This window comes from Steroidobacter flavus, from assembly GCF_042651805.1.
GTDB lineage: Bacteria > Pseudomonadota > Gammaproteobacteria > Steroidobacterales > Steroidobacteraceae > Steroidobacter > Steroidobacter flavus.
The window spans coordinates 2,662,688-2,678,153 of sequence record NZ_JBHSDU010000003.1 but is presented as its reverse complement, the minus strand read 5'-3'; the positions used below and the strand labels follow the sequence as shown (position 1 = coordinate 2,678,153).

Annotated in this window: 12 protein-coding genes; 6 read left to right on the top strand and 6 right to left on the bottom strand. The window is 61.9% G+C overall.

What is annotated here, in order from left to right; genetic code table 11:
• The first annotated feature begins 141 nt into the window (after positions 1–141).
• Genes ACFPN2_RS17265 through ACFPN2_RS17250 form a run of 4 tightly spaced genes read left to right on the top strand, consistent with a single transcriptional unit; the run spans position 142 to position 5,221 of the window.
• Positions 142–1,722 (top strand): aldehyde dehydrogenase (NADP(+)), encoded by a 1,581-nt coding sequence (locus ACFPN2_RS17265; protein WP_380598691.1) that lies wholly within the window; start codon positions 142–144, stop codon positions 1,720–1,722.
• Positions 1,719–2,711, top strand: coding sequence for an AraD1 family protein (araD1, locus tag ACFPN2_RS17260; protein WP_380598689.1), 993 nt, complete (start codon positions 1,719–1,721; stop codon positions 2,709–2,711). Before ACFPN2_RS17265 ends, araD1 begins: the two co-directional genes overlap by 4 nt.
• 3 nt (positions 2,712–2,714) lie before the next feature.
• Positions 2,715–3,641: a Gfo/Idh/MocA family protein gene (locus ACFPN2_RS17255; protein ID WP_380598687.1), complete on the top strand. Its 927-nt coding sequence runs from the start codon at positions 2,715–2,717 to the stop codon at positions 3,639–3,641.
• 11 nt (positions 3,642–3,652) lie between these two features.
• Positions 3,653–5,221, top strand: coding sequence for an alpha-N-arabinofuranosidase (locus ACFPN2_RS17250; RefSeq protein WP_380598685.1), 1,569 nt, complete (start codon positions 3,653–3,655; stop codon positions 5,219–5,221).
• Positions 5,222–5,325: 104 nt separating this feature from the next.
• Here the strand turns inward: ACFPN2_RS17250 and ACFPN2_RS17245 are convergent, their stop codons facing one another.
• The 3 genes from ACFPN2_RS17245 to ACFPN2_RS17235 all read right to left on the bottom strand — a co-directional run bounded on the left by ACFPN2_RS17245 (position 5,326) and on the right by ACFPN2_RS17235 (position 9,219).
• On the bottom strand, positions 5,326–6,198 hold the full coding sequence (locus tag ACFPN2_RS17245) for an SMP-30/gluconolactonase/LRE family protein (protein ID WP_380598683.1): 873 nt from the start codon (positions 6,196–6,198) through the stop codon (positions 5,326–5,328).
• Between the two features lie 69 nt (positions 6,199–6,267).
• Complete coding sequence (locus tag ACFPN2_RS17240) at positions 6,268–8,079, bottom strand: IlvD/Edd family dehydratase (RefSeq protein ID WP_380598681.1); 1,812 nt, start codon at positions 8,077–8,079, stop codon at positions 6,268–6,270.
• Positions 8,080–8,103: 24 nt separating this feature from the next.
• On the bottom strand, positions 8,104–9,219 hold the full coding sequence (locus ACFPN2_RS17235) for an aldose epimerase family protein (protein ID WP_380598679.1): 1,116 nt from the start codon (positions 9,217–9,219) through the stop codon (positions 8,104–8,106).
• Between the two features lie 358 nt (positions 9,220–9,577).
• On the opposite strand from ACFPN2_RS17235, the gene ACFPN2_RS17230 reads away from it, so the two are divergent.
• A complete protein-coding gene (locus tag ACFPN2_RS17230) occupies positions 9,578–11,083 on the top strand; it encodes an amidohydrolase family protein (RefSeq protein ID WP_380598677.1) in 1,506 nt (501 codons plus the stop codon).
• A 184-nt stretch (positions 11,084–11,267) separates the two neighbouring features.
• Complete coding sequence (locus tag ACFPN2_RS17225; protein WP_380598675.1) at positions 11,268–13,031, top strand: redoxin domain-containing protein; 1,764 nt, start codon at positions 11,268–11,270, stop codon at positions 13,029–13,031.
• A 4-nt stretch (positions 13,032–13,035) separates the two neighbouring features.
• Here ACFPN2_RS17225 and ACFPN2_RS17220 read toward each other — a convergent pair whose 3' ends face one another.
• The 3 genes from ACFPN2_RS17220 to ACFPN2_RS17210 all read right to left on the bottom strand — a co-directional run bounded on the left by ACFPN2_RS17220 (position 13,036) and on the right by ACFPN2_RS17210 (position 15,256).
• Entirely contained in the window at positions 13,036–13,440 is a 405-nt protein-coding gene (locus ACFPN2_RS17220; protein WP_380598673.1) for a response regulator, read from the bottom strand.
• A 157-nt stretch (positions 13,441–13,597) separates the two neighbouring features.
• On the bottom strand, positions 13,598–15,016 hold the full coding sequence (locus tag ACFPN2_RS17215; protein WP_380598671.1) for a CehA/McbA family metallohydrolase: 1,419 nt from the start codon (positions 15,014–15,016) through the stop codon (positions 13,598–13,600).
• A 15-nt stretch (positions 15,017–15,031) separates the two neighbouring features.
• A complete protein-coding gene (locus tag ACFPN2_RS17210; protein ID WP_380598670.1) occupies positions 15,032–15,256 on the bottom strand; it encodes a hypothetical protein in 225 nt (74 codons plus the stop codon).
• Between the last annotated feature and the right edge of the window lie 210 nt (positions 15,257–15,466).

Below are 15,466 nucleotides of genomic sequence, written 5' to 3'. Positions count from 1 at the left end.
GATGTCACCCTCGGATGTCTTAATGCCGCAGGCGTTGTTAACGCTACCTCACCCCCGGTGCGCCCTGCCGATTGCCGGCCAGGGCGCAACTGGGATAATGTCTGAGTAAATCGACGGATAAGTTTAGGCGGAGAATCTCCCATGCCCCTGACCGGTCAGCTCTTCATCGGTCGCGAACGTGTCGCGACCTCGCAAACCTTTCGCGCAGCGAACCCCACCACCGCCTCGTTGATCGACCCGCCCTTCAGCTCGGCCGGCAGTGCCGAGGTGGAGCGCGCCTGCCAACTGGCCAGCGAAGCTTTCGATCAATACCGCGCGCTCGACAATGAAACGCGCGCGAAATTTCTGGAGACCATCGGCGAACGCATCCTGGCGTTGGGCGATGAGCTGCTCGAGCGCGCCAATGCCGAGTCCGGTCTGCCGCTCGCGCGACTGACGGGTGAGCGCGGCCGAACTGTGGGTCAGCTGCGTTTGTTCGCGGATGAGTTGCGCAAAGGGGGTTGGCAGGGCGTGCGCATCGATCCTGCGATGCCTGATCGCAAGCCGTTGCCGCGCGCGGATCTGCGTCAGCGCAAAGTGCCGCTCGGCCCGGTCGTTGTGTTCGGCGCCAGCAACTTTCCGCTCGCGTTCTCGGTTGCCGGTGGCGACACCGCCTCCGCACTCGCGGCCGGCTGTCCGGTCATCGTCAAAGGTCACTCGGCCCATCCGGGCACGAGCGAGTTGGTGGCGCAGGCGATCAGCGAAGCCGTCGCTCAGTGCGGCCTGCATCCGGGTGTGTTCTCGCTGTTGAATGGCGATAAGCGCGAATTGGGCGCGGCGCTCGTCGCGGATCCGCGCATCAAAGCCGTTGGCTTCACGGGTTCGCGCGGTGGTGGCGTGGCGTTGATGAAGATCGCCGCGGCTCGCCCCGAGCCGATTCCTGTCTACGCTGAAATGAGCAGTGTGAATCCGGTGCTGTTGTTGCCCGGTGCGCTCGCCGCTCGCGCCGAAGCGCTCGGCAAAGAGTTCGTCGCGTCGCTCACGCTCGGCTCGGGTCAGTTCTGCACGAATCCCGGCCTGGTGTTCGCGCTCGAAGGCCCGCACGTCGATACATTCATCGCCTCCGCAGCCGCTGCACTCGGTGGTGCGGCACCTCAGGTCATGCTGACCGCCGGCATTTACGACGCGTTCCAGAAAGGCGTCGATCGTCTCGCCAATCAGAAGGGTGTGAAGACGATTGCTCGTGGCGCGGATACCGCCGGCGCGAACTGCGGCCGTGGTGCTCTGTTCTCCGTTAACGCCAGTGCGCTGACTCACCAGATCGCCGAGGAAGTGTTCGGCGCGTCGTCGGTCATCGTCCGCTGCGCGAACGAAGCCGAACTGGTCGACGCGTTGGAAAAGCTGGAAGGTCAGCTCACTGCCACGTTGCACGTCACTGAAGAAGACTACGCGCTGGCGCTCGCCGTCATTCCGACGTTGGAACGCAAGGTGGGCCGCATTCTCGCGAACGGCTGGCCGACCGGTGTCGAGGTGTCGCACGCCATGGTTCACGGCGGTCCGTATCCGTCGACCTCCGATGGCCGCACGACGTCGGTGGGCACGCTCGCCATCGAACGTTTCCTGCGCCCGGTGTGTTACCAGGATCTCCCCGATGCGTTGTTGCCTTCGGTCCTGAAGCGCGGCGCTCAATCTTCCACGCCGCATCGTCTCGACGGCGTTTATCAGGCCGGAGCTAGTAAATGAGTTTGCGTTTGATACAGGTGCGCGCTGCTGACGGGCAGCGCCTCGTGGCCGCCATCGACGACAACGGCGTCGCTCGTAAAGTGAAAGATTGCGTCAGCACTTATCAGCTGGCGCAAACCGCGCTGAACGGCGGCACCTCGCTGGAAAAATGCGTGGCCGCGCGGCTCTCCGACGAACGGCTCGATCTGGAGGAGCTGCAGACGTGGAATCGTCTGCTCGCTCCGATCGATCATCCGGACGTTGCGCACCTGTATCTCACCGGCACCGGCCTCACGCATCTCGGCTCGGCCGAAGGTCGCGACAAGATGCACAAGGCCGCGGCCGGCGGCACGCTCACCGACTCGATGCGCATGTTCAACATGGGCCTGGAAGGCGGCAAGCCCGCCGCCGGCCAGGTCGGCGTGCAGCCCGAATGGTTCTACAAGGGCGACGGCTCTTGCGTGGTCGCCCCAGGCGAGGCCCTGCCCTCGCCTGACTTCGCGCTCGACGGCAGCGAAGAGCCGGAGATCGCGGGCATCTATCTCATCGACGCCGCGGGCAATCCGCGTCGCATCGGTTTCTGTCTGGCCAACGAGTTCTCGGATCACATCACCGAGCGTGGCAATTATTTGTGGCTGGCGCATTCCAAACTGCGTCATGCCGCATTGGGCGCGGAGCTGCTGGTCGGCGAGTTGCCGGCCGACGTGCGCGGCATGAGCCGCGTGCTCCGCGATGGCAAGACACTGTGGGAAAAGCCGTTCCTCACCGGCGAAGCCAACATGTCGCACACCATCGCGAACCTCGAACATCATCATTTCAAATATGGTTTGTTCCGTCGGCCCGGCGACGTGCACGTGCATTTCTTCGGCACAGCCACGCTGTCGTTCTCCGAAGGCATTCAAACGAAAGAAGGCGATGTGTTCGAGATCGAAGCGCCGCCGTTCCGTGTGCCGCTGCGCAATCCGCTGAAACGTTTCGAATCGCCTGCCGTGGCTGTGAAGGCGTTGTAACTCATGAGCCCGATCCAACTCGCCATCATCGGCCTGGGCAAGATCGCGCGCGATCAACATCTGCCTTCGCTGGCGGCCAATCCGAACTATCACCTGGTCGCCGTCGCGAGTCCGCACAACAAGCTCGATGGCACGCCGAGCTATCCGAACATCGAGACCCTGTTGCGCGAGCATCCGGAGATCGAAGCGGTGTCGTTGTGTTGTACGCCGCAGGTTCGTTATGAGATCGCGCGCTATGCGCTCGAACAGAACAAACATGTGATGCTCGAGAAGCCGCCGGGCGCGACGTTGAACGAAGTCGCGGGGCTCGTGGACATGGCCCAACAACGGCAGCTCGCTTTGTTTGCTACCTGGCATTCGCGTGAAGCTGCGGCCGTCGAGCCGGCGCGCGAGTGGCTTGCCGGTCGAACGATTCGCAGCGTGCAGGTGACTTGGAAGGAAGATGTGCGCGTGTGGCACCCGGGCCAGGCGTGGATCTGGAAGGCCGGCGGCCTCGGCGTGTTCGATCCTGGCATCAACGCGCTGTCCATCATCACTCGCATCCTGCCGCAGCCGTTGGTGTTGAAGGACGCCGAGCTGCACTTCCCCTCGAATTGTGAAACGCCCATCGCCGCCGAGCTGACCTTGCAAGGTCCGGGCGGCTTGCCGGTGCGAGCGGAATTCGACTTCCGCCAGACCGGCCCGCAGAGCTGGGACATCGACATCGAGACCGACGACGGTCGCTTGCTGCTTTCCAAAGGCGGCTCGGTCATGCACGTCGACGGCAAACAAACGGTGTCTGCGCCGGATCGCGAATACGCGAATCTATACGCGCGTTTCGCCCCGCTGGTTCGCGAGCGTCGACTGGACGTCGATCTCGCCGCCTTCCGCCTGGTCGCCGATGCATTCATGTGCGGCCGGCGCTCCGTCGTCGATCCCTTCATCGAATAGAGGACAACAAGATGCCGATTCTTCAGGGGGCCCTCCGCCTGACCGCCGCGCTCGGTCTGGCGACGCTCAGTTTCGTTCCTTTTTCCGCCGGCGCCGCTGAATCAGCTGCCGTCTCGGTGACCATTCAGGCCGATAAGCCGGGCGCCAAGATCGATCGCAATCTGTATGGCCAGTTCGCGGAACATCTGGGCCATGGCATTTACGAAGGCATCTGGGTGGGTGAAGACTCGTCCATTCCGAATACGCGCGGCTATCGCAACGATGTGGTCGCGGCGCTGAAGAAGTTGAAAGTGCCGGTGGTGCGTTGGCCCGGCGGCTGCTTCGCTGACGAATATCACTGGCGCGAAGGCATCGGCCCCCGCGACAAGCGACCGGTGAAAGTGAATACGCATTGGGGCGCGGTGGAAGAGCCGAACTCGTTCGGCACGCATGAGTTTCTGGACTTCGCTGAGTTGATCGGTGCCGATGCGTATGTGTCCGGCAACGTCGGCTCGGGCAGCCCGCAGGAAATGGCGGAGTGGGTTGAGTACATCACCTCCGATACGAAATCGACGCTCGCTGAAATGCGTCGTAAGAATGGTCGCGAGAAGCCGTGGCGGTTGCCGTATTTCGGTGTGGGTAATGAGACGTGGGGTTGCGGCGGCAATATGCGGCCGGAATATTTCGCGGATCTCTACAAGCAGTTCGCGACGTTCGTGAAGGCACCCCGTGACAATCGTCCGTTGAAGATCGCGAGCGGTGCGAATGTCGATGACTATCACTGGACGGAAGTGATGTTGTCGCAGGCGTCGAAGCATATGGACGCTTACTCGCTGCACTACTACACCTTCCCTGGACGTTGGGAGAACAAGGGTCCTTCGATTGGGTTCACTGAAGATGCGTGGGCTTCAACGTTGAACCATGCGGTCCGCATGGAGGAGCTGGTGTCGAAGCACTCTTCCATCATGGATAAGTACGATCCGGACAAGAAGGTCGGTCTGTACGTCGACGAGTGGGGCACTTGGTACGACCCGGAGGCGGGCCGCAACCCGGGGTTCCTGTATCAGCAGAACACTTTGCGTGATGCGCTGGTCGCGTCGCTGACGCTAGATATTTTTCATCGCCACGCGGATCGGGTGAAGATGGCGAATATTGCGCAGATGGTGAATGTGTTGCAGGCGATGATCCTCACCGATAAGGAGAAGATGACACTTACGCCGACGTATCACGTGTTCGAGATGTATATCCCGTTCCAGGGTGCTACTTCCCTGCCTGCGGAAGTTCAGTCGCCAACGTATTCACGCGGTGAGTGGTCGCTGCCGCAGGTGTCTGTGTCCGCTGCGCGTGACGCTGCTGGTAAGTTGCAGATTGCCTTTACGAACGTCGACCCGAATAAGAGCGCTTCTGTGTCGACGAAGATCAGTGGTGTGAATTTCAAGTCGGCGAGCGGTCGCATTTTGACCGCCAACGCGCTTGATGCGCGGAATACGTTCGATAAGCCTGAGTCGGTGAAGCCTGCTCCATTCAAGGCGTCGAAGAAGGGGAATGAGCTGCGCGTTGAGCTGCCGCCGAAGTCGGTGGTGGTGGTCGCGGTCGAGTAAGAGCCAGAGGCTCAGTGGTTCGCAGCGCCGGGGTGGGGAATCTCCTCCCCGGCACCGCCTCCGCGTCAACTGCGCATTCGCGCGTGAACGCCTCCGAACCAAACTCAACCAGCAAACAGACCGGGCGGCAACCCACGAACACCGCCGGTATCGATCTCAAACAAACATCCAGCAAACGTCTCTTTGCTCCGGTCCAATCCCTTAGCCGCAGACGTAACAAACATCCGGTCCAGCGCCGGCCCCGCAAACGTGATGCTAGTAATCTGCGGCGCGGGCAATCGGATCTCCCGATCGAGCTTCGCATCCGGCGACCAGCGGCTGATCCGCGAGCCGCCCCAGTGGGCGATCCATACGAAACCTTCGGCATCCACCGTCATCCCATCCGGCGATCCCATATCGGCACTGAACTTCAGCCACACCTGCTTATTGCTGAGCTCCCCTTCCGGCGACAGATCGAATCGATACACCGTGCCCCGCCCCGAATCCGTGTGATACATGAACTCCTGATTCGAGCTAAACGTAGGGCCGTTAGTCACTTTATAGCCCTCGTCCACACGACGAACGCTCATATCCGGGGACAAGCAATACAACGACCCCGTCGCCTCGACGATGGCCGCATCCATCGTCCCCGCCCAGATGCGACCGTGCCGATCCACCTTCGCATCGTTCAATCGATTCCCCGGATACTGAGGCTCCGGATCGACGATCTGACGAAGGGCGAACGGCTCGAGATCCAGCTCGTAGAACCCACTCTGCAGTCCGGCAATGAACCCCGCTCGCTCCCGACGCTCCACCGCCCACCCAATCCGCTCTGGCAAAGTCCAGCGCTTCACAGCACCGTCGGCGAGTGAGTAGCGATAGAGGAAGTGCGAAAGGATATCGACCCAGAAGATGGCGTTGTGCTTGGCCGACCACAGCGGCCCCTCGCCCAGTTCATCCCGCTCCTCGCGAGCGATGACTCGCCATGCTTCAGCCATGTTCTTTCCCTCAGAAATGAAAAACTCCCGCGCAAGGGTACCTCGCGCGGGAGCATGTACGAACTGAAATTAGTGGTTGTGTCTCGGCACGCCCTTCGTCTGGGCGAGGCGCTGATACTTCACCGCCGACTCGAGCACCGCGCCCGTCTCGGCCTGGCCGATATCCGCGCGCTGCATTTCCTGCCAAGGCGTCTGGCTCGCGGGAATCGGGTAGCCGCCCGCGTCCTTCAATGCCTGACGGCGCTGGTTCAACTCTTCGTCGCTGATCAAGATGTTCGCTTCGCCTTTGCGCAGGTCGATGCGCACGCGATCGCCCGACCTCAACAGCGCGAGACCGCCGCCCACCGCCGCTTCCGGCGAAGCATTCAAGATCGACGGCGAGCCCGACGTGCCTGACTGCCGGCCGTCACCGATACACGGCAGATTGTGAATGCCCGCTTTGATCAAGTTCACCGGCGGACGCATGTTCACCACTTCCGCCGCGCCCGGATAACCGATCGGGCCCGCGCCGCGCATGAACATCATCGTGTTTTCGTCGATGCCCAGCGACGGGTCGTCGATGCGGGCGTGATAGTCCTCCGGACCATCGAACACAATCGCGCGGCCTTCAAACGCTTCCGGGTCTTTCGGATTCGACAGATAGCGCGCACGGAACTCGTCCGAGATCACGCTGGTCTTCATGATCGCCGAGTCGAACAGATTTCCACGCAGCACCGTGAAGCCGGCGCGCGTCTTCATCGGTTCCGCAAACGGCTTGATGACTTTCGTATCGACGATGGTGGCATCACGGCAGTTGTCGCCGAGCGAGCTGCCGTTCACCGTCAGCGCCTTCTCATTGATCAAGCCCTGACGCATCAACTCCGCCACAACAGCAGGCACACCACCCGCGCGATAGTAATCCTCGCCGAGATATTCACCCGCCGGCTGCAGGTTCACGAGCAAAGGAATATCCAGGCCGTACTTCTGCCAATCGTCGATGGTCAGCTCGACGCCGATGTGTCGCGCCAGCGCATTCAAATGAATCGGCGCGTTGGTCGAGCCGCCGATCGCGGAGTTCACGCGGATCGCATTGATGAAGGCGTCGCGAGTGAGGATGTCCGACGGCTTGCGGTCCGCCCACACCATTTCGACGATCTGTTTGCCCGTGAGATACGCGCACTCCTGCCGATCACGCAGCGGCGCGGGAATCGCAGCTGAGCCGGGCAGCGACATGCCGAGCGCTTCGGTGAGGCTGTTCATCGTCGTCGCCGTGCCCATGGTGTTGCAGTACCCGGTCGACGGCGCCGACGAGGCCACGAGTTTGATGAAGCCCTGATAGTCGATCTCGCCGGCCGCGAGCAATTCACGAGCGCGCCACACGATGGTGCCCGATCCCGTGCGCACGCCTTTGTACCAACCGTTGAGCATCGGCCCGACCGACAGCGCAATCGCCGGCATGTTCACCGTGGCCGCCGCCATCAAACAGGCAGGCGTCGTTTTGTCACAGCCAATCGTGAGCACGACACCGTCGAGCGGATAGCCGAACAACACTTCCACCAAGCCGAGATACGCAAGGTTGCGATCCAGGCCCGCGGTCGGGCGCTTGCCGGTTTCCTGAATCGGGTGCACCGGAAATTCCAGCACGATGCCGCCCGCTTCGCGAATGCCTTCGCGCACACGCTCCGCCAGCACGATGTGATGACGATTACACGGCGACAGATCGCTGCCGGTCTGCGCGATGCCGATGATGGGCTTGCCCGATTGCAGTTCCGCCAGGGACAGACCGAAGTTCATGTACCGTTCCAGGTACAGCGCGGTCATGTCCGCGTTGGCGGGATCGTCGAACCAGGCGCGCGAGCGCAGACAACGCGAGGCGGACGGGTTGGAATTGGATGAGCTCATTGTTGAAGCGTCTGGTTCGAAAGCTTAGGGAGCGGCGGAGAAACGCAGCACCAGGGTGTTCACGTACGTCTGACCGGGGTTCAGGCGCGCGTTGGGAAAGTCGCTGCGGTTCGGCGAGTCTGGAAACACTTGCGGCTCCAGACAGAAGCCGTCGCCCTGCCGGTACACGCGCTTGCTCTTGCCGGTGCTGGTGGCGTCCAGGAAATTTCCCGAATAGAACTGCACGCCCGGCGCGCTCGCGAGCAATTCCAGCACGCGACCCGATTGCGGCTCTTCGACGCGCGCCGCCGGTCGCAGCTGCCCCGCTTCACCATCGACGATGTAGTTGTGATCGTAGCCACGACCGATGCGCAGCTGCTCGTCACGACCGTCACGAATGCGCTCGCCAATGGTGTGAGGTTTGGTGAAGTCGAACACCGTGCCGGCGACAGCGCGACGCTCACCCGTGGGAATCAACGTGTCGTTCACAGGCGTGTACTTGCTCGCGAACAAAGTCAGGCGATGACCGAAGACATCGGTCGGCGTCGCTTCGCCCGCCAGATTGAAGTAGCTGTGATTGGTGATGTTGACGATGGTCGGTTTGTCCGTCGTCGCGCGGTACTCGATGCCCAGCTCGTTCTTGTCGTTGAGCGTGTAGGTCGCGGTCACCTGCATCTTGCCGGGGTAACCGCCTTCGCCATCGGCACTCGTATAAGTGAGCACCGCGCGGGCGGGCGAGCCAGCGCTGACAGATTCGATCTTCCAGATCACTTTGTCGAACCCGCGCTTGCCACCGTGCAGGTGATTGGGGCCGTCGTTGATCTCGAGCTGATACTGCTTGCCGTCCAGCGAGAACTTGCCGGCGGCGATGCGGTTGGCATAACGGCCGACCGTCGCGCCGAAGTACTGCGGCTGATCCACATACTGTTGAGCAGTGGCATAGCCGAGCACCACGTCGGCCGATTTGCCGTGGCGGTCCGGCACCTGCAGCTGTTGAATGACCCCGCCGAGCGCGAGGATGCGCACCGACATGCCTTTGGCATTGGCCAGCTCGACCGATTCGACTTTGCGGCCATCGGCCAGCGTTCCGAACTCACCGCGGCGGGCTTCCACCGCCCCAGCCACCGACGCACCCAGACTATTGACCACGAGCACTCCCATCAGCCATCGACCTGCCAAACCGACACCCCTGCGCCGGGCGTGACCGGACGCGCTTGGGACCTTGCCTGCCGCAGCGTGGCGGCCCGACGAAACTACCTGTTCTTGTGTCACGAAAACCCTGGCCGGCGACTTGGGAAGCTCATTCTAATACTCAGACAAAATGTCAGCAATTGCCGCCGTAAACAAGCCGCAAAATCCCCCCTAAAGGGTCTCGCCGAACGCGTAAACCGGCCCCGGCCGCTGCCTTTGGGAGCTCGATCGCGCAGAATCGGGCGACCGGGCGGTCCGCCAGGCGTCTCGTTCTCCGCCGGTTCAGCGCATTCCGCGTGCCCGGCCTGTCGCTCAGGAGTCAGTCATCGTGAAAGGAAGTCAAAAGGCCGGCGTGATGACCCGTCTGGCATTCGGGATTCTGGCCGCGATCGTGGTCCCGGCGCAGGCCGCCGACCTGCTGATCGAGCAGGTCACGGTCGTTTCGCCCCAGTTCGCCGCGCCTCAACCCAAGCAGAACGTCCTGATCCGCGATGGACGGATCGTCTCCGTCAGCTCGAAGCCGGTCAGCGCTGCCTCGGGCGCCACTCGGATCGACGGGAAGGGCAAGTTTCTCACGCCCGGCCTGATGGACTCGCATGTCCACGTCGGCGAGGTGCCTGGCTTTCCCTTCGGCGCGGAGTCAGATCCGGCGATGGCGCCACTACGCGACGCCTACACGCGCCAGCAGCCGCGCAGCTATCTCTATTACGGCGTCACGCAGGTGCTGAATCTGCTCGGCTCGCCCGATGCCGTCGCCGCGTTCGAGGCGCAGCCTCAGCATCCCGATTTGTATCGTTGTGGAGCGGCGATCTCGCTCGATGGCTACCCTTCAGCGTTCATTCCAGACCCAGCCGTTCGATATAACGCCTTTCCCGACTATATCTACGAGCCCGCCAACGCCGAGAAACATCCGCTGCCGGCCGGCGCGGACGCGGCTCAGCACACGCCCGAAGCCATCATCGGCAAGCTCGCAAGCAGCGGCGTCCGTTGTATCAAGATCTTCATCGAGGACGGCTTCGGCCCCGCCAGCTTCTGGCCGATCATGAGCAAAGAAACATTGCAGCGGGTGCGCGCCGAAACCCGCAAGCGCGGCTTGTTACTGATCGCGCATGCCAATGCCATCGATATGCAGCGTATCGCCGTCGAGGCGCAGGTCGACGTGATCGCACACGGCTTGTGGAACTGGAATGAATACTCCACCGATCAAGGCTTGCCGCCCGCCATCGCCGCGCATCTGCGCGATGTTCATGCGAAGAAGATCGGTTATCAACCGACGCTACGAGTCATCGCCGGGCTGGCGGATTTGTTTCGCGAGGACACGTTGAAAGATCCGGCGTACGCGAAGGTGGTGCCGCCCGCGTTGCTCGCTTGGTATGCGACGCCAGCGGGCCAATGGTTCAAGGAAGAAACGCGCAAATTCATGGGCGGTGTGCCGGACATGAAGGCCATGCACACGTACATGGTCATCAGCTCGTATGGCATGCGCGCCACCAAATATCTCAACGATCTCGGCCACCCGCTGCTGCTCGGGAGCGACACGCCCTCCGCACCGACCTTCGGCGCACAGCCCGGTTACGACACCTATCGCGAGATGCGCATGATGGCGCAGTCCGGCGTTCCGTTACCTGCGATCTTCCGTGCCGGCACGATCAACAACGCCAGGCAGTTCGGCCTCGACAAAGAGTACGGCACGGTCGAAGCGGGCAAGGTGGCGAACCTGTTGCTACTGACCGCGAACCCGCTGGAAACGATGCGCGCCTGGACCAGCATCGACCGCGTCATCCTCCGCGGCTCGGTCATCAAACGCGAATCGCTCGCCGCGCCTCGGGAGTAATTCCGCCTGACGGCATGGAAACTCGCCGTTACAGAAGTGCAAAGATTCTTAACATTCATTCGTGACATTTGGGCCGCGCGCGGATAGACACCCGCGCGGGCACGGACGCAGACTGCCTGGAGAATATTCCGTCCCCGCCCGCAAGGCGGGGACAGGGCAGTCATAGGCAAGAGGGGTGAACTCAATGCGCGTGAAGCAAGGATCCAAGCTGCTCGGTATCGCAACGACCCTGGCACTCTCCGGCGCGATCGGCCCCGCACTGGCGCTCAGCCCGGGCGATACGGTCGATAACTTCCGCCTGCTCGATCACACCGGCGCGTCGCGCCAGCTCTATTACCTCTCGGACATGAAAGCCGTCGTGCTGATGGCACAAGGCAATGGCTGCGAGGTCGTTCGCAAGTCACTGCCGGAGATGCAGGCGCTGCGAGACAAATACCGCGCGCAAGGCGTCGAGTTGTTGATGATCAACTCCAACCTCGCCGACACGCGCGACGCCATCGAGAAGGAAGCGAAGGCGCAAGGCATCGACCTGCCCATCCTGCTCGATGAAACTCAGATCATCGGCGAATCGCTGGGCCTGAAGCGCAACGGCGAATTGCTGGTCATCAACACCAAAGGCTGGAAAGTTGCGTATCGCGGCCCGGTATCCGCCGGCGGCACGCCGTATGCGGCCAACGCGCTCGACGCGGTCATCAACGCGACGCCGGTGAAAACCGCACAGGTCGACGCCAGCAAAGGTAAAGGCTGCGATCTGAAATTCCCCGAAGCCGATCGCAAACAGGCGCATGCGAACATCTCTTATGAGAAGACCATTGCGCCCATGCTCATCGACAACTGCGTCACTTGTCATCGTCAGGGCGGCATCGGTCCGTGGCAGATGACCAGCTACGACATGATCAAAGGCTTCAGCCCGATGATTCGCGAAGTGGTGCGCACCGAGCGCATGCCGCCGTGGCACGCCGATCCGCACTACAACGTGTTCTCCAACGATCGTTCCCTAAGCAAGGACGAGATCAAGAAGCTCGTGCACTGGATCGAAGCAGGCTCGCCGCGCGGCGGTGGCAGCGATCCGCTGAAGGACCTGAAGAAACAATGGCCGGAGTGGGCGCTCGGCGAGCCGGACCTGATCGTCGAGATTCCGGCGTTCGATGTGCCGGCGACGGGCGTGATTCCGTATCAGATGCCGAGTGCCGACAACCCGCTCGGTCATGACGTGTGGGTCCGCGCTGTCGACTTCCAGCCGGGCGATCGCACCGTGCTCCATCACATCATCGCGACCATGGGATCGAATGCGGAGAGCGTGCGCGATGGCGGCAGTCTCGGCGGTTACGTGCCGGGTGCCGGCCCGATGCTGTTGCCTGCTGAAACGGGCGTGCTGATCAAGAAGGACGCGAAGTTCTTCTTCCAGATGCACTACACCGTGAGCGGCAAGCCCGCACGCGACGTGAGCCGCATGGGTCTGTACTTCCGGAAGGATGCGCCTCAATACCAGATGCGCAGCGCCGTGCTGCTCAACCCGCGCCTGAAGATTCCGGCGAATACCAAGGAGCACACCGAGTCGGCCTCGAAGACGTTCGACCACGACGTGATCGTCTACAACTTGCTGCCGCACTCGCATTTCCGTGGCAAGGCGTCGGACTTCATCGCGACCTATCCGGATGGGCGCACTGAAACGTTGCTGTCAGTGCCGAACTACGACTTCAACTGGCAGACCACATACGAGCTGAAGACACCGAAGCTGCTGCCCGCCGGCACCAAGGTCACGCATCACACGACCTGGGACAACTCGGCGCAGAACAAAGCGAACCCCGATCCCAATCGAGAGGTACCGTGGGGTCAGCAGACTTGGGACGAAATGCTCTACGGTGTGGTTCGCTATCGCTATGTGAACGAGAGCGACGCGCCGACCGCCCCGCCGGCCAAGGTGTCGCAGAACTCGGCTGAATGATCTTCTAATGAAACAGCTGCAGCGCCCGCGGTATCGATGCCTCGGGCGCTGGCTTCCCTTCCAGAATCGCCGAGATGATCTCGATGCTCGGCGGCAGGTCCGCCGGGTTGTAGGGCTTACCAATGAAGCCCAGCGCCAGATGCTGATTCTGGAATGCCGACGGATGCTGAGCGCTGACGAACACCGCGGCGACATGCAACTCGCGCAGGCGCTTTGCCAATTCAACGCCATCGCCGGCGTGCATCAGATCGATATCAATGAGGGCTAAGGCGGGATGGCCGGTGCGTGCCAGCTCCAGGCCTTCTTCCAGGGTGGCGGCAGGCCCCAGTGTTTTATGTCCGGCGTGCTCCAGCTCGGCAACCGTGCTCAGCGCGCAAATGGGCTCGTCCTCTACTACCAATATCAACATCTTCGTTTCGATTTGCGTCGGCGTCTCCTAAAAATGGCAACGTCGCAACCCGGCGAATCGTTCCTGCACTCCTCCGTAAAGCCCGGCGACGATCGTCAGAGAATCAATCACATAGCGGCCGCGACTACGCGGAAGCCGTAGGCGCTGAGTTGCCGCGTCAGTTCACGTAGATCGGGTTGCCGAGCAGTGCCAGCTTGCCGTCGGCGTCACGCACGTCGATCCGAATCCAATGGCGCTGGCCGTCCGATGTTTCCTCAAACGACCAGGTGTGCTTCGCCGCGGGGATGCCGGTGCGTCGAGTGATGTTGCCGGCGCGAATGATTTCGACGGTGCCGCCGGTCATCTGCTCGATGCGCGCGGTGAATGTCACGGATTGCTTTGCTGGCACCGATAGCTGGCCGCCCATCGCGACGGTCTGCTTATAAGTGGCGCTTAGCTCGAGCTTGCGATCTCGCGAGCCAGCGGCGTCGATGAATACGTTGCAGGCGCGAATGCCTTCCATGATTGCGTCGATGCTCAACTCTTTCGCGTAGACCACGGTCGTCGGCACGCCGATGCGTCCCTGCGGCGGAGAAACGTTCTTCGATGTTACATCGTGCGTGTCGCTGCCGCCGATCGCGGTCAGGCGATAGCCCTTCTGTAGTTGTTCGTGCCAGAACGGAATGCCGGTGATCGGGCTCTCGATGTCGTTGCCGTTCACGACTTCGACGGCTTGCACCAGCGACAGGTCGGCCGGTGGATTCGGCGACCAGCCGCAGCCCATGCAGGCCTCGCCGGTTGGCACTCGCGGATGATTGATCGAGACCAGTGCGCCTTTGTTCTTTGCTTCCGTGAGCAGAGTGTTCCAGTCAGGGACTTCCTTGCTGCTGACACGGATGTCGACGGGCTCGCGGAGGTTGAAGGCGTTGGCGTGGCCTTGGAAGGTGGTCATCTCCATGCCGGGGATTAGCAATAGTTTGTCGAAGTATGGCTGCGGGGCCGTCAGCTCTTTTATATGCGAGATGGTGTTGTGGTCGGTGAAGGCCACGAAGTCGAGGCCATGGTTGGCGGCGGCGTCCAGCGTTAGAAACAATGGACACGGCACGCGCTTGTCGCCGCTCTTGCTCGCACAGTTCCCGTCGCTGTGAGCGCTGTGCATGTGCAGGTCGCCGCGATACCAGCCGGCTTCGGCTTTGAGTGGCGCCGGGTTATTGCGCTGGAAATAAACCTCTGCGGTGAACTCGGTGGTTTGGCCATTGCGAATGTTTGGCACGCCGAGCAGCGGTTGCCATTTGCCCGGCGTCACCGGACCGGCAAGATAAGACGGCGTCGCGTCGCTCGCCGAGAGCGTGAACGAACGTTTATTTCCACCGCTCCAGCCCCGGAACTCGATATCGAACTTCTCGCCCGGACCGAGCAAGCCTACGTCGATGGTCGTCCGTGCGTCCCGGCCCGTGTAATCGAAGCGAATCTCCAGGGCCTGGATACCGTCCGGGACGTCGAACGGGAGCAGACGATAGGTGCGATAGGCTTTATCGGTAATGGTGTCGCGAAGGATGAGATCGGGCGTCGGCGCGGCCGCATGCAAACAGCACATCGTACGAAGGCAGCTTCAACAGATTGGCGATTCAACCCAGAAGCCCGGCACCGAGCCTAGTGCATCGGCGACACCGAGCGGCGCATCCATTCGCAGCGCTTCACCGCCGATGGTGGTGACGGCGTAGCTCACTTCCACCTTGCGGATTTCTTCCACGCCGGCCCGGCGGGTGACGACGACTTCTTCCAGATTGTTTGCTGCAGCCTGCGAGTGCGCGAGACCAGCGGCGAAGACTGGCATCGCGAGCGCGATGCGACGGAACGCAACCGATGCGTCACGGATTTACCTCGGTTCATACACGCGAGGTCTTGCTCCAATGAAAAAATACGCCAGCCTTGTCGCCGCCGCTTTGTTGCTCGCTGCTTGTGGTCAAAAAGAGCACGCCCCGCCCGCGACCACGGCGCCACCGCCCGCAGGTGACGGACCTTCCGTTGCGACAACTACCGAACC

What these genes read in the sequence shown, in the direction of transcription:
- araD1 (WP_380598689.1), top strand. Translation starts at nt 1,719, where the DNA reads ATGAGTTTGCGTTTGATACAGGTGCGCGCTGCTGACGGGCAGCGCCTC.
- ACFPN2_RS17245 (WP_380598683.1), bottom strand. Translation starts at nt 6,198, where the DNA reads ATGGCTGAAGCATGGCGAGTCATCGCTCGCGAGGAGCGGGATGAACTG.
- ACFPN2_RS17250 (WP_380598685.1), top strand. Translation starts at nt 3,653, where the DNA reads ATGCCGATTCTTCAGGGGGCCCTCCGCCTGACCGCCGCGCTCGGTCTG.
- ACFPN2_RS17220 (WP_380598673.1), bottom strand. Translation starts at nt 13,440, where the DNA reads ATGTTGATATTGGTAGTAGAGGACGAGCCCATTTGCGCGCTGAGCACG.
- ACFPN2_RS17225 (WP_380598675.1), top strand. Translation starts at nt 11,268, where the DNA reads ATGCGCGTGAAGCAAGGATCCAAGCTGCTCGGTATCGCAACGACCCTG.
- ACFPN2_RS17265 (WP_380598691.1), top strand. Translation starts at nt 142, where the DNA reads ATGCCCCTGACCGGTCAGCTCTTCATCGGTCGCGAACGTGTCGCGACC.
- ACFPN2_RS17255 (WP_380598687.1), top strand. Translation starts at nt 2,715, where the DNA reads ATGAGCCCGATCCAACTCGCCATCATCGGCCTGGGCAAGATCGCGCGC.
- ACFPN2_RS17215 (WP_380598671.1), bottom strand. Translation starts at nt 15,016, where the DNA reads ATGTGCTGTTTGCATGCGGCCGCGCCGACGCCCGATCTCATCCTTCGC.
- ACFPN2_RS17240 (WP_380598681.1), bottom strand. Translation starts at nt 8,079, where the DNA reads ATGAGCTCATCCAATTCCAACCCGTCCGCCTCGCGTTGTCTGCGCTCG.
- ACFPN2_RS17210 (WP_380598670.1), bottom strand. Translation starts at nt 15,256, where the DNA reads ATGCCAGTCTTCGCCGCTGGTCTCGCGCACTCGCAGGCTGCAGCAAAC.
- ACFPN2_RS17235 (WP_380598679.1), bottom strand. Translation starts at nt 9,219, where the DNA reads ATGGGAGTGCTCGTGGTCAATAGTCTGGGTGCGTCGGTGGCTGGGGCG.